The organism is Microcoleus sp. MOSTC5 (assembly GCF_036701825.1).
Lineage (GTDB): Bacteria > Cyanobacteriota > Cyanobacteriia > Cyanobacteriales > Microcoleaceae > Microcoleus > Microcoleus asticus.
The window spans coordinates 120602-143082 of the sequence record NZ_JAUBRK010000011.1 but is presented as its reverse complement, the minus strand read 5'-3'; the positions used below and the strand labels follow the sequence as shown (position 1 = coordinate 143082).

Sequence of the window (22481 nt, the reverse complement as noted above, 5' to 3'; positions counted from 1 at the left end):
ATTTAGATCGTCAATTATCAAGGAGTGAGAAATCCGGTGAATAGGGGGATAAGTATATGAATTTTCCCTCTTATTGTTTGATAGCTTTTTCTACTTCGGGCTTGCTGAAGCAGTGGTTCAAGTATACACTGTATGGAATTGCCGACAAAAAAAGGTAGTAATACCATTTTTTTAAAGATGTGATAGAGATAAAGAATGTAAAATCCAAGACCATCCCGTGAGAAAACCGATAACACGATCGGTGAAAGATGCTAAAATTTCCTGAACTCTCATGCGGAGTTCATCAAGACTACTAAAAACTGACCAAGCTAAAAAATCTTTGAGATACTCCCAGACTCTTTCTGTGGGATTTACTTCCGGACAAGCTGGAGGCTGAAATAGTAAAATAATATTGTCTGGCAAGTGGGATGAACATAAATTATGCGCTGGGGCATTATCAACTTGAATGATATGTAATTCATCGGGATACTGCGTTGATAATAGTTGTAAATAGGCTTCAAAACAAACTCGATCTAAGTGGGAAAACTCCCAAAAAAAACTTCTACCACTACCGATCGATACTGCCCCATATAACCAGAAACTCTCAAATTTCCATTGATGCTGCCCGATGGGTTTTACACCGGAAAGCGTTAGCTTGCGACGGCGAATTGTGTGGAGTCCTAACCGAGTTTCATCACTACACCAAAAGCTGACTTTCTTATATTTGTTTACTTGAGGCGAAGCTTTTTCTAGCAAGGCTTTTATCTGTTGATGCAGGATATTTTTGAAGTCATTGATTGCTGTAGCTTTTTGGGAAATACTGCGAGGTCTTGGCAGTTTTAATTTACTTTTTAACTCACCTCTTGTCACAGAATATACAGCCGGATAACTACTGGCTATTCCTTTAATCAACCAGAGCCAGAGATGAACTTCTTGATAATTCTGAAATCCTTCAGGATCTCTCAACTCTTGTCGCAGGGAAGCCACTATTTCAACTGAAAACTTTTTTGGGCGACCAAAAACCTGCCGATTTTTTAACAAATTTTCCAGACCGCCATGTTTTTATAGCAAGTCTATTTGAGTCGTGAATGTAGAACAACCTGAAACGCTTGTGATGATTGAATCGATTGTTTACAAATCAAATGGTTTTGCTATATTGAAAGAGCCAGCGATGAATTGTGGCCTCACCTTTACCTAAAATTGCTGATACTTCCCGTACAGTTAATACTTGCTTTGACTGAAATAAATAAAGCATTTGGACTTTATTGTAAGCTAAAATCCTGGTTTGTTGCTTGAGAAGTCCTTGCAAAGTTTCTACAGATTCGGTAATTTTTATCTGAGGGCGACCCGACATTTTAATTTGCTCCTTGGTTTTTACAAGTCTATCACATCTTTTAAAAAATGGTATAACTCAAAAGATTTTTCAGTTGGATATGAGATTTTTCATATTGATAACCAGCCGGATTTATTGGTAACAAAAAATCGGCGGAAATTATGGATTGGTAATTTTTGCTCGCCACTGCCTAGCAAATTGAGTTTTGAGTGGCACATTGTAAGTTGTTTGTGCAACCCATACTTGATGCTTTTTGTTAACTTCTTTTACTGGACTGGCGCTCTAGCCTTTACCCAAAGCTGACAACAAGCCAATTATCCTCAAACCCGACATTTGTTCTTGAACAGTTTGTGCGACAGAAGCAGTAAAAGGACGAGCTCAATACACCAGGGTTTTAGCACCTGCCCGTAAGTCCGGTCAGGCTGGCAACCACCGCCACTAAATCGGCAGCATCTACAGGTTTGGTCAAATGCATCTGAAAACCTGCTAATAGGGCCTGCCGACGATCGTCATTCCGGGCATAAGCCGTCAGCGCGATCGCCGGTAGCCGACCGCCCCGCTGCGCTTCCAGTTGCCGCAACTTGCGGATCAGGGAGTAGCCATCCTCATCCGGCATCCCAATATCGCTCACTAAAACATCGGGGCTGCAGGTTGCGGTTTCAATAACAGTCAACGCCTCTTTGACCGAAGCCACAGCGATGACATCCGCACCATACTTTTGCAGAATTGTACTCAGCAACTCTAGCGCGTCAGCCTCGTCGTCTACCACTAAAATTTGTAAGCCTTCAAGGGTGGGTGACGCCTCAACCCTCGCATTCGCCTCGACGATCGAGTTTAATCGCTCTGAGTCGCTGGCTGGTGGATGGATAATCATCACGGGCAGTTTGACTGTAAAGCTCGTCCCCTGTCCTATTCCTGGACTCACTACCGTTACAGTCCCGCCATGCAATTCAACTAATTGACGCACAATGGCTAACCCTAAACCCAACCCCCCATAACTGCGAGTGGTCGTGCTGTCGTGCTGGCGGAAGCGATCGAAGACAAAGGGTAGAAAGTCCGAACTGATGCCTGGTCCAGTGTCGCTGACAGTAATTTCAACATGAGAATTAACCCGCTCCAAACGAATCTGGACTCGCCCGTTTTTAGGCGTAAATTTGATGGCGTTAGAAAGTAGATTCCATACAACTTGCTGCAACCGATCTGCATCACCCAAGAGCGGGCCAGATTCAGAATCGAGTACGCTTTGCAGGCGAATTGATTTTGCCTCAGCCGCCAAGCGTACAGAGTCAATCGCCGATTCAATCACCGATACGAGGTTGACTCTACGGACTTGGAGGCGCAGTTTACCTGTGATGATGCGAGAAACATCGAGAATGTCTTCAATGAGCTGGGCTTGAGACTTTGCGTTTCGCTCGATCGTCTCCAAAGCCCGCACAACCTTATCCCCACTGAGGTTTTTCTGCCGCAGTAACATCGTTGACCATCCTAAAATGGCGTTGAGAGGAGTTCTGAGTTCATGAGAAAGAATCGAGAGAAACTCATCCTTGGCACGGTTGGCAGCCTCTGCATCTTCGCGAATCACTTGTTCGCGCATCAATAATTCGTCTTTGGTGCGATTAGACGCTTCCAGTTCGGCGGTGCGTTCCTGCACCCGTTGCTCTAGCTCGACATTAATCGCCTGGATACGGCGGCGACTCTCCTCTAGTTCCTGGTTTGTAAGGGCGAGTTGGGCGGGACTTGGCGCATCGATCGCCACTGGAATTAAGGGAATCACTAAAAAGGTGAACGTATAGAAAGACCAAGCACCATTGGCCGCTTTGATCAGTCCTGAAACCCAGTAGATGGGATACCAAAGTGTCACTACTCCCATCAGGTGGGTCGTGCCACATAAGGCAAAGATAAAAAATAAACCCACCAGCAGCATCACCGTCTTGGGAGGCAGATCCTGACGCTCATACCTAAAGTAAACAATGGCAACCGCCACCGAGTAATACCCGAGGACAGTCAGTACATCTGACGTTAAGTGCAGCCATACTAACCCCGGTTTCCAGAGGTAGCAATGCCCGTGAGGAATGAAATTAGTCGAAAAAAATGTGCTGAAGAGGTCAGGCATATTAGTTTACGGGACTGTCAAGTTAATTAGAGCGTTTCATCAATTCCACCAGATGACCCCAGCAGCGAGATGAATCGCAGGCCCGAAAGTTCACCGCCCTAGGGTCATAGCGCGTCGCGATTGCCCGATACTGCTTGAGCTTGGCGAAAAAGTTCTCAATCAAATGACGGGCTTTGTACAATTCCGTATCGTAAGTTCGCTGGGTCTTGCGGTGGTGGCGAGGTGGAATCACGGCGCTCTTCCCCTCGGCATTGAGGCCGTTAATCACAGCCTGATTTGCATCATAGCCCTTTGTCAGCCAGCAGTGTACCTGCTACCAGTAACGGCGGTAGTTGGTCGGCTCCTTCTGGGGTCACCAGCTTGTCCGGGGGTGAGGTGAAACCCCAACGGATTGCCCAACGCATCCACGCGCTCGCATGAATCTTGTTACTCAATCGCCCTTTGCTGCCTCCAATTGCTTCATTCCTACGCTCCTCAAAAAGCTCAGCAGGAAGATGTTTCTTTCAAGTGGGAAAATGCCTAAATTAAAACTAAGTTTACCGCCGGGAAATAGTGGGTAAATGTGCTTTAATATATGTCCAAATTCGCTCCTAAAAACGAAAATCAAAAATGTTAGAATTCGATCGCCTGTTCCAAACAATCGAAGAATTAGTAATGCTGCACTCACCCAGCGGTGCGGAATCGGAAATTAACCAGCGGTTGATGGAAAAATTCGCCGCCCTGGGAGTGAATGCTTGGGTCGATCGCGCGGACAATGCGATCGCCCTAATTAAGGGTCGCAATCCCGAAAAGTCGATCGCCATTACCGCCCACAAAGACGAAATTGGCGCCCTAGTTAAAACAATAGGCGAGAGCGGCCGCGTGGAAGTCCGCAGATTGGGCGGCTCGTTTCCTTGGGTTTACGGCGAAGGCGTGGTGGATTTGCTCGGAGACAAGCAAACAATTAGCGGCATTCTCAGCTTCGGTTCCCGCCATGTTTCTCACGAATCTCCTCAGAAAGCTCAGCAGGAAGATGTTTCTTTAAAGTGGGAAAATGCCTGGATCGAAACTAAGTGTACCGCCGAGGAATTAGCCGAGGCCGGAATTCGACCGGGCACGCGGATGGTGGTGGGAAAGCACCGCAAGCGCCCGCTGCGGTTGAGGGACTGGATCGCCAGCTACACTCTGGACAACAAGGCTTCAGTGGCGATTTTGCTGGCTCTGGCGGAATGTTTGAAAGAGCCTGCGGTGAATGTTTATTTGGTAGCGTCGGCGAAGGAGGAGGTTGGGGCGCTCGGAGCTTTGTATTTCACGCAGCGCCAGCCGTTGGACGCGCTGATCGCTTTGGAAATTTGCCCTCTGGCACCGGAATACCCGATTCATGACGGCGAAAACCCGGTTTTGCTGGTTCAGGACGGCTACGGAGTTTACGATGAAGGATTGAACGCCCAATTGCGCGCAGCAGCCGCAGCAGCCGATGTAGAGGTGCAGTTGGCGGTAATTAGCGGTTTTGGGAGCGATGCTTCGATCGCCATGAAGTTCGGCCACGTAGCCCGCGCGGCTTGTTTGGCTTTCCCCACCCAGAACACCCACGGCTTTGAAATTGCTCATCTCGGGGCGATCGGCAATTGCGCCGCCATCCTCAAAGCCTACTGTGACGAGCTTTCGGACGAGTAGAAAAAAAACTTTCGCAAAGTAGTTGACAGATTGGGAAAGATTAGTTAAGGTAATAAAGGTGCGGAACACAAGCAAACGCAACGCGCCCCCATCGTCTAGAGGCCTAGGACACATCCCTTTCACGGATGCGACGGGGATTCGAATTCCCCTGGGGGTATTGAAAATTTAACTCAGATATCAAATTGATATCTAGCAACTGGTAAAGGCAACAAGCCCGCTCCACACGCTAGTTATCATTTTTGTTTTTGGGGCGATCGAGAAATTGGGTCTTGGGTTCTAACATTTGTGCAGGCTCTCTGAACCTTTCCCGATTGTAGAGCATCCAGGCACTTTCAAAAACTGTTTTCGAGATCGACTTAGCCACTAGAATTTCCGGCAGTTTGTTGTCAGGACTTTAGTCTTGTTAAGGAGGACTAAAGTCCTGAGTGCGATCGCAATTCCCAATTACAAAGTATATTTATTTTTCAACCATTCGATCGAGCTTTTCCCTAACCAACAAATGTAACAGCGATCGCAGCAAAAACAAGCCGCCGAATCCCGAAACCGCAAAAGCGACGATCGCCCCCGTTTGATATCCGCCCACCAGCAGCACAGCACCCGACAGCACCGCAAAACCCGCCAGACAAGCAAAAATCAGAGTTTTCAAAGCTAAATTAATCCGTTTCAAGGCTCTTTCGCTCTCGATATTTCGCACTCTAATTTGCAGTTCGCCCTCTTCAATTCGCTGCTCCAAACGCTTGATAAAAACTTGCGATTTGCTCGGCTGCCGTAACTTATATGTAATAAAACTTCGCGCTTGTCTTGCCAATTCTCCGATCGCATTTCCCCGCCCCTTGCTCACCGCAATACTCTTGACAAAAGGCTGAGCCGATGCTATGAAATTGTAGTTTGGGTCGAGAGTTCTAGCAATGCCGTCGAGAGTGGTCACCGACTTGACAATAAACATCATTTCTGCTGGCAACCGAAACGGTTGCTGCTCGAACATGATATACAGTTCGTTCTTAATTTCATTAAAAGCTTGAAAGTCGATCGGCTTATCAATAAACTTATCCAACAGAAAAGCAATCAGCCTGCGCACCGGCATCATATCCGGCATCGGCTCAACTAAGCCCATAGTAATTAAAGTATTGAGTACCTCGTCAGTATCCTTTCTCAGCACAGCAAAAAAAGTCTTGACCATTTGGTCTTTAGCCAGAGACTTAACCTCAGCCATCATCCCAAAATCGTAAAAAATCAAGCTGCCATCTTCTGTCACCGCCAAATTTCCCGGATGCGGGTCAGCTTGAAAAAAACCGTCAATTAACAACTGTTTCAAATAACAGCAAATTCCTAGTTGGTTGAGCTTCACAATATCTACTCCAATCGCTTCTAAACTAATGCGATCGTCAACCTTAATGCCTGGTGCGTATTCTAGAGTCAGCACTTTTTTAGTCGTGTATTGCCAGTAGACTTTCGGGACAATAACCTGAGGATATTCTCGAAAATTATGGCTAAAGCGATCGGAATTTTTACCTTCTTGCACGTAGTCAATTTCTTGATATAAAATCTTAAAAAACTCGTGATAAATAGATTCCAGGCCGTACTTGCGAGTCCCAGGCAAATAGCGATCGCAAAAACGCATCACTTGGCGCACCGCCTTCACATCCAAATTAAATAAACTTTCCAAACCCGGACGCTGCACCTTTACAATCACATCTTCCCCGGTGTGCAGCCTCGCTTTGTGCACCTGTCCCAAACTCGCAGCAGCTATCGGCAACGGGTCAAAATCGCGGTACAAAGCATAAATATCCTTGCCTAACTCTGATTCTACAAGAGCGATCGCCTCTTCGGAACTAAACTGAGGAACCCGATCCTGCAACTGTTCGAGTTCCTTCACATACTCAAGCGGCAGCAAATCCGCCCGAGTCGAGAGAGACTGACCAATTTTAATAAAGGTTGGGCCTAAATTAAGCAAAGTATTGACCAACCAATGAGCGCGAATTCTTCTAGTATGAGGAGAATTATTTTGCAGCAGTCCATCCCACCACAAAAAAAACATAAACTTTCCCGCCGCTGCAAAAATGTCTATTTGTCGTGCCAGCGGCGAATATTTAGAACGTTGCCAACGGAGGGTTTTAGGTGCAGCTTTTATGAGCATAATATTGGCTATCGAGTTCCATGCACCGCGACAATTTTTAGAGGATAGTCAAAGACGCTTAAATCGGCTTTTACGAAAATACTTCGTAGGCTTTTGAAACAGTTAAAAGACTCAGTTTCTTTGGTCTATACTCCATAATATCATCTCCGGTTATACAATCATAATTCAGTTTGCAGCAAGGGATTTAGTCCTAATTAATTCATTAAGAGAGGACGATCACTCACTACAAATACGCGCTAATTACGGGTAAATAACCGAACATCATATAAGTCTTGGGGAGAATCAGCAATGAAGAATCGGCAATTTAGAAGCGAAACCAGACAAACAAATCAAAAAGGAGGATTTGGTAGTAGCGTTTGCCAGATCCAAATCTCCCTTTAAAAGCAAGTCTTCGCCTGTTCGCTGCCAATAATTCACAACCGCTTTTCAACCAAACTATTATTCTAGATTACAGAGTTCCGCTGGAAATTGTGGCAGAGTCAGAGTAAAAGATGTGCGCCACAACTCGTCAGCTTCAAAACTTTCTGCCGGACAGCTAGACACATCAATAGTACCATTCAAGTGCTGTACTAAACACTTTACCAGCGCCAGACCCAAACCCGTACCGGCGATAGCTTGGTCAGTAATGCCAGTGCCGCGGCGGAACTGGTCAAAGATGTAGGGCAAATCAGCAGCAGAAATGCCCGACCCGAAATTAGAAACGCTCAGGACAATATAGCCGGCAACCTCAGACGCCTCTAAAACTACCGCCGTTCCAGAAGCCGAGTATTTTCCAGCATTAGTCAGCAGTTCCAGCAGCACCCGATTGAGAATATCCGGATCGGTTTCCCAGCAAGGGGTCAACTTGGGCAAATCCACCTTCAAAGTCAATTGCTTATCCGCCCACAATTTCTCAAAATCCCCAGCTAAATCTTGAACTAAACGGTTGAGATCGATTTTGATTAGAGAAATCGGGGCTTGGTGAGGCTCAAACTGCTTGATGGTCAGCAAATCGTTAATCAGAGATGTTTGCTTAGCACACTGCTGCTCTAGAATGTCTAGATACTTAGCCCGACTCGCTGACGGCTGTTCAGCTTGTTTGAGCATCAGAATCGCCAGCTTCATGATTGTTAAAGGGGTGCGCAACTCGTGACTCATAGTGCTGAGAAACTCGTCTTTAATCAGCTTCAATTTGCGTAGTTGCTCTAGTTGAATGGCAGATTGTTCGTACAGTTTCCCCTGCACGTCGAGACTTTGCTGCAACTGAGCGGTTCTGTCTTCGACTAGGGTTTGCGCTTCCTTGAGCGTCTGAGTTTGGATAATCACCCTGCTCGCTTGAGCGCTGACTGATTCGAGAACTTCTAATTCTTCAGGGCTCCAAGCGCGCGGCTCGGAGTGCTGCAAAACCAAGAACCCCAAGACTGTTTCCTGGTTGCGATCGCCCGTGAGGGGAACCAGCAGCAAGCCGCGAATGCCTTGGAGTTTCAAGATTTCTGTGGCGCCCTCTTGTTCGTTGCCGATTAATTCGCCTGCGTCAGCGAGGGCGAGGGGCTTGGGTGCGCTGTGGAATGCTTTGCGGCACAAATTAGATTCTGACAGCAACAAAGGGGGAGAGTTATTTGCTTTTGAGTTGGGAATTTTGGATTTGGAATTAGCAGTTTTCTCCTTGTTTTTTGTTTTGGATGTCGAGCTTTTTTTTGCCGGATCGCTTTGTGCTATTGCTTGTTGGTTTGCATCTTTTTTCAGAGCGGCTTCGCAAACTAATTCGACTTTGGCTTTGGGCGTTTGATTGGGGGAGCGAGTTTTAAAGGGAGGATCTGTATATTTCAATAGCAGGATTTGACCTCTATCTACTTCCAGGGTATCGACGGTATTTTCAATAACTTGCTGCAATATTCGATCGACTTCTGAATTTGTGTTGATCGATGCAGCAACTGACATGAGTAGATTTTTGTATTTAGCTTGTCGCTGTAACTGTTCGTTTAAGCTGGCAATTTCTTGAGTTTTTTGAATGTGAGAAATCGCGATACCGATCCCGTCCGATGCTGCTTCTAGGCGCTGCAGGTCGGCTGCCGACCACTCGTGAGGGTGCGACTTACCAAGAATCATCATGCCATTTACAGCCCCTCCAAATCGCGCAGGCCCTGCCAAAATTGCCCGAAAAGGCAGTGGTGTCACAGGGAAATTCGGCGATGAAGCTGCCATACTATCTTGATAATCGGATATCGCCACTCTCTCGCCGTTTGCTAGCAGGTTTGCCCAGATGGGATGTTCGAGTAATATGCTAGGCGATTTTAATTTGGTGGTTTGGGAGTGTTCCGGTGTTTGAGCTTCCGCGGCAGCATCGGCAGCATTTGGGCGATCGCTGCTATTTTCCCAGCAAGCATTCGGATTTACTACTTTCTGGTCAACCACAGCAGCAACCAAACAGAAATCTGCCCCCCATGCAACCCCCAAAGTATTTGCTATTTGCAGCAGGATTTGTCGATCAAAGCTGGTCGCGAGAATTTGGCAAATTTGTCGCCCGAGGAGGGCAGGATCGACCTGGTACTGCATAAGACGATCCAGAAATTTTTGGATTGATATTGGTTCTGGGATTTGCGGTAAATGCAAAGTGCAAGACTCTGACGGCGATCGGTCGATCGACGTAAACTCTTGATTTCCCTGGCGATCGATCATGGCAACCAAGCCTTTATTCTAAGATGTTTGAGCCGGCTCGCGCTGCAAATATAGAACCTATCCATAACTGTCGCCGTGACTGTTATGAGTCTGCTTCCTGTATTTGCGCAGCCTGTCGGCGGGTCACTAGATATCTGAAAATATACGCAGATTTGACTGAGTTTTATTTTCCTATTTTCTACCCTTCGATCTGTACGGGATGAACTTTACCCTCCTTGACCGGATGATAATAAATCCCGTTCCCGCTAATTTGGATCGTTATTGATAGTATGAAGCTTTTCTAGAGACCGCTTAGTGACACCCCTCTCCTCACCCTGTGATGTTTCCTATTTAAGTTTGTGATCCTAACAAATTTTTATTTTGATACCAATCCGCCGATCGAGTCACGCTGAGCGCAAAAATTGAAAATCCCCAAATTATCACTCATAACATAGCTGAGAGTTTGCGAGTGTTTGCTCAAAAACTCATTTTTCACAACTTCTAGAGCAGCAGGGCAAACTCTCTTGTTAGATTTATCCGACTTACCTGCTTACCTATTTTGTGCTTCCTGTTGGGCTTTATCGCTATTTTGGCGGTAAAGTGCCGTCCGGTTCAGAGCCGTTGTGTGGCGGGGATGCTTGGAGGGCACGGCGGCCATCAAATCCGAAGCTTGCTGCCACTTAGCAGCTACGACTAACCAATCCTCGCGAGATTGAGCGGTTTTGCTGTCGGTGGCTGCTTGCGAGGCGACTCGCACTGCTTGTGCAAAAGAGTCAACAGCAGAATTAGCAGTCTCCTTAGAAATTTTCAAAACAGCTTTTGCCTCCGAGGGAGCGGCAGTGGCAACTGCTTGGCTGTTGGCTTGTGTGCTGTTGAGCGCTTGGGAATTGAGTCCTTTGTAGATGGCGGTCGCGGCCCCGAGCAACAGCACGGTCAAGCTGATGCCGCCGACGATACCGCGCTGAAATTGCCGCGGTTCCTGCATCGATCGAGGTGCAGCCATTCTCGGCAAAGCCCGCTTGCTTGCCAAAGCTTGGCGTTCGTGATGGGCGGCGGCCAAACGCTTAAACAAATTGGGCTTTCTGAGTTTAATTTCTTGAGACCACAGCAGTTGATTCTCCGAATCGCGACTAATTTCTTCGAGCCACAGCAATTGGTGTTCTCGGACAAGCCGGCTGTTGATGTTGACTCGGCGAATATTGCGGGGCGAAATGCCCTCCAAAATTTCTTGGACGCGATCGACCAAGCTAGACTGTTCGAGCAGTTGAGGTGTTGCAGCTTCGCACAGCAGTTGCAGCACACCCTCTGCAAACACGGCTCTGGCCCTGACACTTACCTGTGCCAGTTTGTCGTTAAGGATTTGAATAATCGCTGCAACCGAGCCCTCGCGAGCTTGTCGAGCAATGTCATCTATTGGATTCGCCATAAAACTATCTTGACGCTTAGCAAGCCGTTAATTGTTAACCCAAAGTCTCGGATCTAATTTTTACTCATACAGGTTATCACTGACACTGCCAGGTTAAAATGAACAGATGCAAATTTTGCATACCGATCCACTTAAAATTATCACCACAGCATCGAGCGAGGCTAACAGGAAATAAACTATGGGTAAAGTAATTAGCGGTCAAATTTTTGTTGTAGACGACAACATCGATACAGATCAAATTATCCCTGCCGAATACCTGACCCTGGTTCCCTCGAAGCCGGACGAGTACGAGAAACTAGGCAGTTACGCGATGATTGGGTTGCCCGATCGCTACGGTAAGTTTATCGAATCCGGCGAACAGAAAACCCGGTATCCGATTATAATAGCGGGCGAAAATTTTGGCTGCGGTTCTTCGCGGGAGCACGCTCCGATCGCTCTGGGGGCCGCCGGCGTCACAGCAGTGGTGGCTTTGTCTTACGCGCGCATTTTCTTTCGCAATTGCTCGGCTACTGGCGAATTGTACCCGATCGAATCAGTCGAGCGGCTCTGCGACTTGTTTGTAACGGGCCAAGAAGTGACGATCGACTTTACAGCAGAGGTAATTGTCAACCACACTCTCGATCGAACTTTCTCGCTCAAACCTTTAGGAGAAGTAGGCCCCGTAATTGATGCCGGAGGATTGTTTGACTACGCGCGCCAAACGGGAATGATTGCGGCTAGGTAAAGACTGCAAAGAAACCCGAGGGCAACTGCGGGGGAATTGCCTACAAAAACCGGGTTTCTTAATTTTGTTTGTATTGATGTCCGCCTACTTTAATTTTGAAAGTTAGTAGTGCCTAACAAGTATAAGAATTACGCAAGTGACTCATTTCTATTGACTTGTAGGGTGTTCTACTACTTTCGTTATAGGGCGACGATCGAAAGTTTGGGATAGTAGAGCACCTTACTACTTGTTAAACTTCCGTAAGTCCTAAAGTAATGATAATAACTAGAGGAGTGTGGGAGTTCTGGCGTTGCTGAGTGAAGGTTTTCTTGGCTACCGATCTGGATTTAGAGGAAGCCGCGGCGGTGTCGGATCGGACAATTTTTGCCGCAGAACCTGCTCAATAGCTGTACCCTCCTAACGCCCGATTTCAACATCTTCAAGGATACCGAGGGCGTCGGGAACAAGAACGGCAACGGAGTAGTAGGCGCTGACCAGGTAAGAAATAATAGCCTTTTCCTCGATGCCCATAAATCGGACAGACAAGCCAGGTTGGTACTCGTCGGGGATACCAGTTTGGTGCAGGCCGATCACGCCCTGGTCTTCCTCACCAGTCCGCAACACCAAGATAGAACTGGTCTGGTTCTTGGTAATTGGGATCTTGTTACAGGGAAGAATGGGTGTATTGCGCCAAGTGATTACCTTGCTCCCATCCATGTCAATGCTGTCTGGGTAGATGCCTCGGCGGTTGCACTCCCGACTGAAGGCGGCAATAGTGCGGGGATGAGCCAGGAAGAACTTGGACTTCCTCCGACGAGTAATCAATTCATCAAGATCGTCGGGGGTGGGAGGACCGCTGCGGGTGTAGATACGCTGTTTCAGGTCAGCATTGTGCAGCAACCCGAATTCCCGGTTGTTGATCAAATCGTGTTCTTGACGTTCCCGCAATGCCTCCACGGTCAGCCGCAGTTGTTGTTCCGTCTGATTCATCGGTTCGTTGTACAGATCCGCGACGCGAGTATTCACCCGCAACACAGTTTGGGCAACGCTCAATTGATATTCGCGGGGTGAGAGTTCGTAATCAACGAAAGTCCCTGGCAACGGGGTTTCCGCAAGATGACCGGCAGACAACGCGATCGAAGCTTCGCCCTGCTTGTTCTGTGGTTGTTGGGCACGAGTCCTAAACTGTTCAACCTGAGCCTGCAACGCGCCCGACTGGTTGAGCAGTTCCCGAAACGCCTGTTGTGGTAGCGCCAATACCGTGCATCGGGTCACAGCCTTGATTGTAAACTTCCAAGTGCTTTCTGACTCCACCAACACCTGATCGCCAAAATGGTCGCCATCTGCCAGCATATCCAGCAAAGGCTCATCGCCATACTTGCCAACAGCCACCTTGTTGACCTTGCCATGAGCGATCGAGAAAAGCCGATCGGCTGCCTGACCTGACTGCACTATGATGTCACCAGGCAAGAACTCCTGTTGCACAAACCTACTTGCCAACGCGCTCAACACCCCAGTGTCGTTAAACCCTCGCAGCAATGGCAACTGACAAAGTTCTTGGGGAATTACCTCCACCACAGATCCGGTGTTGGTGAAACTCAACCGCCCATCAGTCACGGTATATGTCAATCGACGGTTAACCCGATAAGTGCCACCCTTCGTCTGCACCCACGGCAACATCTTCAACAACCACCGCGATGTAATCTCCTGCATCTGCGGTGCAGATTTGGTCGTCGTCGCCAACTTCCTGGCTGCTGCTGTACCCAAACTCAGTTGAGTTTGTCTGCTCTCAACCTCCGAATCCGAATCATTAGAATACGTCATTACCTCATCCTTTAGTTACTAACAAAAGTGCAAGGACTTACGCAAATTCTGCCATTAACCGCTATCTAGTAGGATGACATTTGCGTAAGTCCTGAGTGCCTAATCCAATAGATAAGAAGTTAAGGCGATAACGCTTTTGCCAATTACTTATTGACACAAGTTATTTCCCTTAATTTCTCACAAATATTTAGCGCCCGATTTCGACATCTTCGAGGATGCCCAGTGCGTCAGGTACTAGGACGGCTGCCGAGTAGTAAGCAGTGACGAGGTAGGAGATGATGGCTTGTTCGCTGATACCCATGAAGCGGACAGAGAGGCTGGGTTGGTATTCGTCGGGGATACCCGTTTGATGTAAGCCGATCACCCCTTGTTTTTCCATACCTGTGCGGAGCAAGAGGATAGAACTGGTGCGGGCATTGGTGATGGGGATCTTGCTACAGGGAAATATTGGTACGCCGCGCCAAGCCGTAACCTGAACGCCGTTCACATCTACGCTTTGTGGATAGATGCCCAGGCGGTTTGCCTCCCGACCGAAGGCTGCGATCGTCCGGGGGTGAGCTAGGAAGAACGATGGCTCCTTCCATACCGTAGCCAGCAGTTCGTCTAGGTCGTCGGGGGTGGGTGTGCCACCGCGGGAGTAGATGCGCTGTCTGAGGTCAGCGTTGTACAACAACCCAAAATCGGGGTTGTTGATCATTTCGTGTTCTTGACGTTCCCGTAAAGCCTCGACGGTCAGCCGCAATTGTTGCTCGGTCTGATTCATCGGTTCATTGTAGAGATCGGCTACCCGGGTACTGATCCGCAACACGGTTTGGGCGAGGCTCAATTCATATTCCCGGGGTGCAAGGTCGTAATCAACGAAGGTTCCTGCCAATGGAGTCTCTTCAAGATGACCCGTTGCCACCTCAATGGCTGCTTCACCTTGGGCTGTTTGTGGCTGTCTCAGACGTTCGCGGAAATCCTCGACATGAGTTCGCAACTCCTCGGACTGCTCGATCAACTGCTCAAACGCCTCTTGGGGCAGCGACAAAACCGTGCATCTGGTAATAGCCTTGAGCGTGTACTGCCAAGTGTCCTCGGACTCCACCACAGTTTTATCGCCGAAATAGTCGCCGTCGGCGAGCACATCCAATACGATTTGCTCGTCATACTTGCCGACACCAATCTTGTTCACCTTGCCATGAGCAATCAGGATCACCCGATCGGCCGGCTGACCAATCTCGACGATCACGTCGTCTGGGGCGTACTCCCGCTGCACAAACTGGTTTGCCAGCGCAGTCAACACCCCACTGTTGTCAAACCCTCGCAGCAATGGCAACTCAGTAAGTTCGTGGGGAATCACCTGCACCGTCGCTCCGGTGTTGGTGAAAGTGACGCGCCCATCACCGACGGTATAACTCAACCGCCGGTTGACTCGAAACACACCACCCTTCGTCTGCACCCACGGCAATAGCTTCAACAACCACCGGGAGGTAATCTCCTGCATCTGCGGTGCAGATTTGGTGGTCGTTGCCAAATTACGGGCGGCGGCTGTCCCCAAACTTAAATGGCGCTGATGACGTTCAACATCTGCTCTGAGATCATCATTAGAATATGTCACAAGTTAATCCTCCAATACCTAGTTATTCCAAAAACAATGCTGGTTTACATGACCGAATGCTGACAAAAGACCTTGCAGCAGCAAGACTTATTTTCTTACAGAATAATCTAAATTGCTAGACTCATTACTGACACAATTGAGCCCCGCGCCGATCGACGAGGTGATACGTGCAGCCGAGGTGCCAAGTCCTGTGGGGCCGCCGAGCACTCGCGCTATCGGGGAAGCACTATTACGCAATTCAAACTCCTTATAGCGGTCTACTTTGATATGCCACCTAAGTACGCCGCACATCCAATTCTCTAATTTCTCGACGTATCCGAGCAGTTTCTTGCGGGTAGTTTCATCCAGATTGAAATCATCAAATAGGGCAGGCAATTCAGTGGCAACAATGTGTTGAAACTGTTTTGCCCGATCGGTCATCAGATTGTTCACAATCTCGACAGCCTGGGGTATATTGCAGTTGAGAAAATTCTGCACAACCAGCACGAGGTTATGGATTTCGCCCTCAAATTCGATTTCTTTCTGGTAGGAGAAGATATCGTTAGTGAAACAGGAAAAGTCGGCAGCAGAATTCTCCAGCGATCGCATTGGCCGGCTGTAGTAAATCTCCATCGGGATCTCGCCGCCCTGGGCCAGTCGGGACAGGCTCATCGTCAAATCCGAGCCGAACGTCTTACGGCGCATTTCAATATAATCGATCGGGTCAGGAATCCGATTTTGGATCTGGTTGGCGAGTTCCCACACCCAACTGTCAGTCATGTCCTGAATCGCACGGCGGAACTCAGTCCGCGCGGTGAGGGACATGGGGCCAGCAGTCCGAGACCAAATATCCGCTAAACCCCGTTCCACCGGATTAGTCGGCACGGCAGGGGGAGTGGAGTCGTCGAGGGGCATGAATACCGACATTCGGGCGTTGAACACTTTCGCACCAACTATGTCCCGGTTGTTTCCGTAGATTGCTGGGAAGTAATCGTCAGCATAGGTTCCCCACACCAGCCAGCACGCTGTCAGATTTAGCTCATCCTCAGACCCCTTCGGATGAATCCACGCACCGCATAGGGCGACATCGGCAACATCAAACTTGTGGTCATTCCAGATGAAGCCATCAGGAACGCCCGGTAGCTCGTCCAGCATCCCCATCTGGCGCGCCCATTCCTTGGAATGCTTCCGTGCCTCATCCAAATTGGGATTCAAAGTGGTAGAGAAGGGCATATAAAACTTAGGCAATTTCACGGGCCCTACAGCCTGGTAGGGAACGTGAGTAAAGCTATTGAACCTTCCTAAACCCAAGGTGGCGTATAACGATTCCAACCGCAACCCCGATGTCCCTAACCCTGTGGGGCCGAGATTCAGCGTCGGTGTCGCAGAATTACCCGCTTCCTCGTTCATGTAGCGGCTCGATCTCATGTGCCACTCGTGACCGCCCGACTGCCAATCCTGAAGTCCTTTGATATAGAGGAGAACGTTCACACGCTCTACGGGGTCTACTCCGTGCTCCTCAAAGAGCGAGGGCAACTCGGTAACAGCAGTGTTGTCAAACTGATATAACCGCGAGTTCAGCAGCTCGTTGGTGAGATTAGCCGCCTCTTGGGTACTAATATTCAAGAAGCGCTCCAAAACCAACACGCAGTTGGAATTTTCACCTTCATCTTCCACTTCTCTCTGGTAGGAGAACAGGTCGTTGCGAAGGTGCACTCCATCGGCAAATGTGTCTTTCAGGACTCGCATCGGTCGAGTGGCAGCAATTTTAGCTGGAACTTCTACAAACGCAGCGTGTTCCACGAGATGGGCCGACCAAGGTGCGCCACCGACTTTGCGCCGCATCTCGATATATTCGATCGGGTTGGCAATCCGATTTTGATTGATATTGGCGAGTTCCCACATCGACTCATCTAAGAGGTGTTTCGTACTCTCAAAGAATCGTCGCCGCCATTCCACAGACTTCGTAAACGCAGTGCGAGACCAGAGGTTTAACAAACCGCGCTCTACTGGGTTGGTGGGAACGGGAGGGGTTTCGTCAGGAAAAATCGGCATAAATGCAGGTAGTCGATCGAGGTATTCCTTCGCCCCAACCAAATCTTGACTGCGCTTATAGATTTCCAGAAAGTGATCGTCAAAAAAGAACACCCACACATACCAGTCCGTTACTAGGTCTAACTCCGTTGCTGGTGCGTCTGGATGGGTGTAAGAGCAAAGTAAAGCGTAGTCATGGGCATCGAATTTGCGTTCGTCCCAAATAGGCTGCCCTTGCGCTTCCTCTTTTGAGCCAAGTATTCCCATCTCATAGGCCCATGCCTTGGAATGCACTCGCGCAGTTTCCAGGTTTGGGTTCAGCCGCGCCGGCCAAGGCATATAAAATTCGGGCAGTTTAAAGGGTTGCATTATCTGCGCATCACCTTCTGTTGACTCTTATTGCTATTTTTTGCCTACCAACAACTAAGGTGTGGGGGTTGACGAGCATTCTCGCCACCCTATCCAGGTTTGATATGCGGTTGGTGTGCGGACTGTAATGTACAGTACGCTATTTCATTTCGACGGTAGCGATCGAGTCAATAAAACTTAACAAAATATGTTGGTGAGCAATCCCAATAGGTCGCACATCTCCTGACTGCTCAGAAAAGCATTTGCCGGCCCGAATATCAGACGGCGCCAACAACTTCATATCCCAACCCTCAAGCAAAACTAAATCCTTGACATCCGCACTAAGTTGTGCATAAAAAACGTGGCGAATAACATCTTTTTCCACATCGCAACAGAAAAAAGAAACACTTGGAGGAGCATAACTAATTTCTTCTTTCAATTCCCGCAAAACGGCTACTTCCGGCGTTTCTCCAGGTTCCAAGTGTCCGCCAAACAACGCCCAATGTCCGGGATACCTGATGTTAGGAACATCGTCCCGCAACTGACAGAGGAACTTGCCGTCTCGGTACAAAATCGCGATCGCAACGTGAATTTTATTCATTAATTAGAAGGAAGGAATAAGGAATAAGGGAGGAAGGAATAAGGGAGGAAGGAAGAACGAAGAAGGATAAGGGAGGAAGAAAGCAGAAGAAGGAGCAATTAATAAATAACAAATAACAAACAACCAATTACCTTCTGCCTATTTCCCCTTTTCTGAACTGGGAGTACGCTTTAACTGTTCTATTTCGTCAACATAAACCTCACCTAAATCCTTACCAGCCAATTCCTTCAGCGTAATACTTTTATACCGAACTTCGCCTTTAAGCAACACTTCATCGCCAAGTTGTGGCAAATCTTGCTTGGTTAAAATCCAAATACTGCCAGTACCATCCTCAAGTTGATAAGCCGCATTCCCGACAAAAGGAGCGCGATTTTCCACCTTTCCCCGGAGATAAACTTCAGCATCGACTTGCCGCTTTTGTTGAACGTCGCCAATGCTAGCCACATTAAAGCCAAGATTAAGTTGAGACAGAGGTAAGTTGCCACAACTGAACAAAGCGCTGGCGAATATGAGCGATAAAGAGCCGATGCAGCTTTTTTTTACCCAAACTTGCTTAATTAAAGTAGTCATTTAGTCAAATGATTGAAGATTGGAGATACGACTTACTGTAACAGAATTGGAAAAATCGATCGCAACTCAGAACAGACTGCTGCACAATCTAGGTGAGCGGTTAAGCTAAAATCTAAAATCGTCAGCCGTTTCTTACCCCTAACCCACAGTCTACAATGGAAGCCAAAACTGCTCGCATATTAGATGGTAAAGCTTTAGCCCAAAAGATTCAAAGCGAGCTGAGCGATCGAGTCCGCGCCCTACAACCCCAAAAGGGGCGTCCTCCTGGACTTGCGGTGCTGATGGTGGGCGACAACCCAGCTAGCGCAGCCTATGTTCGCAACAAAGAGCGAGCCTGCGGTAAAGTTGGCATAGCTTCCTTCGGCCAGCATTACCCCGCAAACGTTACTCAAGCCGAACTAGAACTTGCAATTCATGCACTCAACGAGGACGATCGAGTAGATGGCATTTTAGTTCAATTACCGCTACCAGAACACTTAGATGCAATTTCCCTGCTGTACCAAATTGCCCCCGATAAAGATGCTGACGGACTTCACCCTGTAAATTTAGGCCGTCTCGTGCGCGGGGAGGAAGGTTTGCGGAGTTGTACTCCCGCCGGAGTGATGCGGTTATTGCAGGAATACCAGATTGATTTGAAAGGAAAAAATGCCGTTGTTTTAGGACGGAGTATTTTGGTAGGAAAACCGATGGCGCTGATGCTGTTAGAAGCTGATTCTACTGTTACTGTAGCTCATTCGCGGACGCAAAACCTAGAATCGATTACCAATCAAGCCGATATTCTAATAGCCGCAGTCGGTCGCACAGAAATGATTACAGCTAAGATGGTCAAACCGGGAGCAGTAGTAATTGATGTCGGTATTAACCGCGTTGTCAATCTAGACGGTACGAGCCGTTTGGCCGGAGATGTTGACTTTGATGCTGTTAAAACAGTAGCCGAATTTATCACGCCGGTGCCGGGAGGAATCGGGCCGATGACTGTTGCTATGCTTTTGGAAAATACCGTTTCGAGTTATATTGAATACGGTTCTAATTGAATTATGACCAACTTGTGATTTCCTATTGGCTCAATTAGTAGAGTTAGTAATCTACCAACACACAAAGATTTTAGCTATGGCTTTAAAACCGGATGCGTCAGGGACATTGCGCTTAATTGGCGACAACACCTCGGAAGGAATTCAACTTTTTTCTGGAGATGCAACAAACTTTCCTTTAGGAGCTTGGGCACTCGATGGCGACGATACAGTAATCGGGTCAGGGGCTAGCGAGTTAATCCTGGGAAATGAAGGGGAAGATTTTCTCGCAGGTTTTGCAGGCAACGATTCTGTATTTGGGGGAAAAGGAAGAGATTTCCTGTCTGGATCTGAGGGAAATGACTACCTCAGTGGTGGTCTAGATGCTGATTTCCTTATTGGACAAGCTGGCGATGATATTTTATTTGGGGGTAGAGGCAATGATCTTTTAGACGGTCTAGAGGGGAATAACACTCTGGTTGGCGGCTTGGGCAGAGACGTATTAAGTTGTCAGTTTGGCAATAATTTATGCGTTCTGGGAATAGATCCTGCCACTACAGATATCAATTCTAGTGATGCGATCGAATTGTTCGATCCTGAGGTGGATCGCATTGGATTAGCGAGTGGGTTAACTGTGAATGATATAGTGTTGGAGCCGGTACAGAATGTGACATTAACATATAGGTTCGAGGGAGCGCCAGCTTTACAACAATTCATTCCTCCAGATCTAGCTAGGGAATTTAGCGGCTCTGCTTCAGGAACTCTAATCAGAGTCAGGAATTCTAACGCGATTTTAGGTTTTGTAGACGATGTAACGCCTAATGAGCTACAAAGCAGGATTGTTTCCGTCCAGGGTTTCTAAGTTCAGGACAATCAGTGGTGATCTGACAAACTTATGATTTTGTTAGCCACAAATTAACTCCTGATATTTACAGAAGTTACGCAGAAACGCTAGTAGTAGGGTGCGAAATACGCACCTTACTACTATCGGTAGTGTAAAAATTGACTGTGCAACGTAAGTCCTATAAAATTCTTTACTCTTTGAGTCTGCTTGGAGTGGGGGAAAGTTAATGTAGTAGCGCTTTCAATATCCGATCGAAATCACTAATCACTATGATTTACCGTGAGGAATTTTTGATAGCAACAACGCGAATTCTGCGGTAATCTGCAATCCAATTACCATCGCGGTAAAGCGCCGGCCGCAAACGCTCTTCAACTGCGTTAATTACCTGCGATCGCACATCATCAGACAACCCCGACAAAAACCCGCCAGCAAACATTTCAATCCAATTTACCATACCCGCGCTGCCGCCTTCTAGGGGAGTCGGGCGATCGAACAAAACCGCATAACCCACATCAAATCCCTGCTTTTCCAGAAGCCCAGCATACTCGCCAATACTCGGAAAATACCAAGGATTAAGCGCTTCAGGCTCCTCTGTGCCAATTTCTGACAAAACACTCAAAAGTGCCCGGACGATCGCCCCCACGTTCCCCTTACCGCCAAACTCAGCCACAAAACGCCCTCCCGGCTTCAGCGCTTTTTCCACACAATTAATCACAGCATCCGGCTGTTTAATCCAGTGCAAAACTGCATTAGAAAACACAGCATCTAACGGATATTTTACTTGAAAGTCCCTCGCATCCGCTGCGGCGAAATTGATGTGAGGATAGTTTACTTTAGCCGTGGAAATCATCGACAAAGATGAATCAATACCTTGCACAGAAGCACCGCTTTGAGCAATTTTTTCAGTTAATTGTCCCGTACCGCAGCCCAAATCTAGAATACGTTCTCCAGCTTGAGGAGCAAGTAATTTCAACAGCGATTCACCGTATTGCCAAACAAAAGCGTGCTGTTGTTCGTAAAGACTTGTATTCCAATAAGTTTGTGACATCTCTTGTTTCCTCTTCTCTTTCCTTCTCTTCGTTTCCTAGGCTAACGCGCCCGCTAACGCAACGAAAGCGGTTAGTTATTAAATTATTGGCCAGCAAGCAGACCAATTCCATCCCCATCAATACGGCAAACTCTAATATTTTCCAAAATCCGCGCTCCCTGCTTTTCATAAAAAGCAATTCCCGGTGCATTGCCAGTATTAACAGTCCATTCCATACGCCCGCAATTTGTGGACTCAGCAATTTGTGCCAAATACTTTAACAGCGCTGTACCGACTCCCATACCGCGCATAGGATCTTGCACAAATAAATCATCAAGCCAAAGACACGGCTGCGTCAATAAACTTGAATAGGAGGAATAAAAAAGAGCAAATCCTACCGCTGTCCCCGCAACTTCCGCCAACAAAACCCGCACTAGCTGAGGCTGGCAAAACAACGTTTGCTGCAACTTATATGCTGTTGCTGCTAACAGGTTTTTACATCCATCGAACTCGCTTTTTTGCGAAATAAAATCCACGATTAATTCCAAATCTGCCAGCTCTGCTTCTCTAATTTTGATATCCAAATTAGCCATTGTTTAATTCTCAACTTCGCCTATTAATCACTGTATGAAATATCATCATTAATGTCCAATATATGTT

The 22481-nt window shown here is 47.7% G+C and carries 17 protein-coding genes, 1 tRNA gene and 1 pseudogene; 5 read left to right on the top strand and 14 right to left on the bottom strand.

Annotated elements, in window-relative coordinates; translation table 11 throughout:
• Positions 1-171: 171 nt before the first annotated feature.
• The 4 genes and pseudogenes from QUA54_RS08485 to QUA54_RS34425 all read right to left on the bottom strand — a co-directional run bounded on the left by QUA54_RS08485 (position 172) and on the right by QUA54_RS34425 (position 3859).
• A pseudogene (locus tag QUA54_RS08485) lies at positions 172-1333 on the bottom strand (IS630 family transposase).
• 373 nt (positions 1334-1706) lie between these two features.
• On the bottom strand, positions 1707-3425 hold the full coding sequence (locus tag QUA54_RS08480) for an ATP-binding protein (RefSeq protein WP_333414153.1): 1719 nt from the start codon (positions 3423-3425) through the stop codon (positions 1707-1709).
• Positions 3426-3447: 22 nt separating this feature from the next.
• Positions 3448-3693, bottom strand: a complete 246-nt coding sequence (locus tag QUA54_RS08475; RefSeq protein WP_445301538.1) for a hypothetical protein — start codon at positions 3691-3693, stop codon at positions 3448-3450.
• Between the two features lie 13 nt (positions 3694-3706).
• The gene (locus QUA54_RS34425; protein WP_445301537.1) at positions 3707-3859 is read right to left on the bottom strand and encodes a hypothetical protein; all 153 of its coding nucleotides are present in this window, start codon (positions 3857-3859) and stop codon (positions 3707-3709) included.
• Between the two features lie 175 nt (positions 3860-4034).
• On the opposite strand from QUA54_RS34425, the gene QUA54_RS08470 reads away from it, so the two are divergent.
• Both QUA54_RS08470 and QUA54_RS08465 read left to right on the top strand, forming a co-directional pair.
• The gene (locus QUA54_RS08470; RefSeq protein WP_333414152.1) at positions 4035-5081 is read left to right on the top strand and encodes a M42 family peptidase; all 1047 of its coding nucleotides are present in this window, start codon (positions 4035-4037) and stop codon (positions 5079-5081) included.
• A gap of 84 nt (positions 5082-5165) precedes the next feature.
• Positions 5166-5238 (top strand) — tRNA-Glu (locus tag QUA54_RS08465).
• Between the two features lie 300 nt (positions 5239-5538).
• Here the strand turns inward: QUA54_RS08465 and QUA54_RS08460 are convergent.
• The 3 genes from QUA54_RS08460 to QUA54_RS08450 all read right to left on the bottom strand — a co-directional run bounded on the left by QUA54_RS08460 (position 5539) and on the right by QUA54_RS08450 (position 11281).
• Complete coding sequence (locus QUA54_RS08460) at positions 5539-7218, bottom strand: AarF/ABC1/UbiB kinase family protein (RefSeq protein ID WP_333204118.1); 1680 nt, start codon at positions 7216-7218, stop codon at positions 5539-5541.
• 438 nt (positions 7219-7656) lie between these two features.
• Positions 7657-9876: an ATP-binding protein gene (locus tag QUA54_RS08455; protein WP_333414151.1), complete on the bottom strand. Its 2220-nt coding sequence runs from the start codon at positions 9874-9876 to the stop codon at positions 7657-7659.
• A gap of 529 nt (positions 9877-10405) precedes the next feature.
• Entirely contained in the window at positions 10406-11281 is an 876-nt protein-coding gene (locus QUA54_RS08450; RefSeq protein ID WP_333414150.1) for a hypothetical protein, read from the bottom strand.
• 178 nt (positions 11282-11459) lie between these two features.
• On the opposite strand from QUA54_RS08450, the gene QUA54_RS08445 reads away from it, so the two are divergent.
• On the top strand, positions 11460-12005 hold the full coding sequence (locus tag QUA54_RS08445; RefSeq protein ID WP_172187196.1) for a LeuD/DmdB family oxidoreductase small subunit: 546 nt from the start codon (positions 11460-11462) through the stop codon (positions 12003-12005).
• A gap of 396 nt (positions 12006-12401) precedes the next feature.
• Here QUA54_RS08445 and QUA54_RS08440 read toward each other — a convergent pair whose 3' ends face one another.
• From QUA54_RS08440 to QUA54_RS08420, 5 genes are all read right to left on the bottom strand, one after another.
• Positions 12402-13808 (bottom strand): family 2B encapsulin nanocompartment shell protein, encoded by a 1407-nt coding sequence (locus tag QUA54_RS08440; protein ID WP_333414149.1) that lies wholly within the window; start codon positions 13806-13808, stop codon positions 12402-12404.
• Between the two features lie 187 nt (positions 13809-13995).
• On the bottom strand, positions 13996-15408 hold the full coding sequence (locus QUA54_RS08435) for a family 2B encapsulin nanocompartment shell protein (protein WP_333414148.1): 1413 nt from the start codon (positions 15406-15408) through the stop codon (positions 13996-13998).
• An 87-nt stretch (positions 15409-15495) separates the two neighbouring features.
• Positions 15496-17790 (bottom strand): family 2 encapsulin nanocompartment cargo protein terpene cyclase, encoded by a 2295-nt coding sequence (locus QUA54_RS08430; protein ID WP_333414147.1) that lies wholly within the window; start codon positions 17788-17790, stop codon positions 15496-15498.
• A 139-nt stretch (positions 17791-17929) separates the two neighbouring features.
• The gene (locus QUA54_RS08425; protein WP_333414146.1) at positions 17930-18370 is read right to left on the bottom strand and encodes an NUDIX hydrolase; all 441 of its coding nucleotides are present in this window, start codon (positions 18368-18370) and stop codon (positions 17930-17932) included.
• A 138-nt stretch (positions 18371-18508) separates the two neighbouring features.
• On the bottom strand, positions 18509-18940 hold the full coding sequence (locus QUA54_RS08420) for a DNA-binding protein (RefSeq protein WP_333204927.1): 432 nt from the start codon (positions 18938-18940) through the stop codon (positions 18509-18511).
• A gap of 155 nt (positions 18941-19095) precedes the next feature.
• On the opposite strand from QUA54_RS08420, the gene folD reads away from it, so the two are divergent.
• Together folD and QUA54_RS08410 are read left to right on the top strand one after the other, a co-directional pair.
• Positions 19096-19974: a bifunctional methylenetetrahydrofolate dehydrogenase/methenyltetrahydrofolate cyclohydrolase FolD gene (folD, locus tag QUA54_RS08415; RefSeq protein WP_333414145.1), complete on the top strand. Its 879-nt coding sequence runs from the start codon at positions 19096-19098 to the stop codon at positions 19972-19974.
• A 76-nt stretch (positions 19975-20050) separates the two neighbouring features.
• Entirely contained in the window at positions 20051-20812 is a 762-nt protein-coding gene (locus tag QUA54_RS08410; RefSeq protein WP_333414144.1) for a calcium-binding protein, read from the top strand.
• A gap of 256 nt (positions 20813-21068) precedes the next feature.
• Here QUA54_RS08410 and QUA54_RS08405 read toward each other — a convergent pair whose 3' ends face one another.
• Positions 21069-21842: a methyltransferase domain-containing protein gene (locus QUA54_RS08405; protein ID WP_333414143.1), complete on the bottom strand. Its 774-nt coding sequence runs from the start codon at positions 21840-21842 to the stop codon at positions 21069-21071.
• Between the two features lie 83 nt (positions 21843-21925).
• Positions 21926-22414 carry a GNAT family N-acetyltransferase gene (locus QUA54_RS08400; RefSeq protein WP_333414142.1) on the bottom strand — a complete coding sequence of 163 codons (489 nt, stop codon included), beginning with the start codon at positions 22412-22414 and terminating at the stop codon, positions 21926-21928.
• Positions 22415-22481 lie beyond the last annotated feature (67 nt).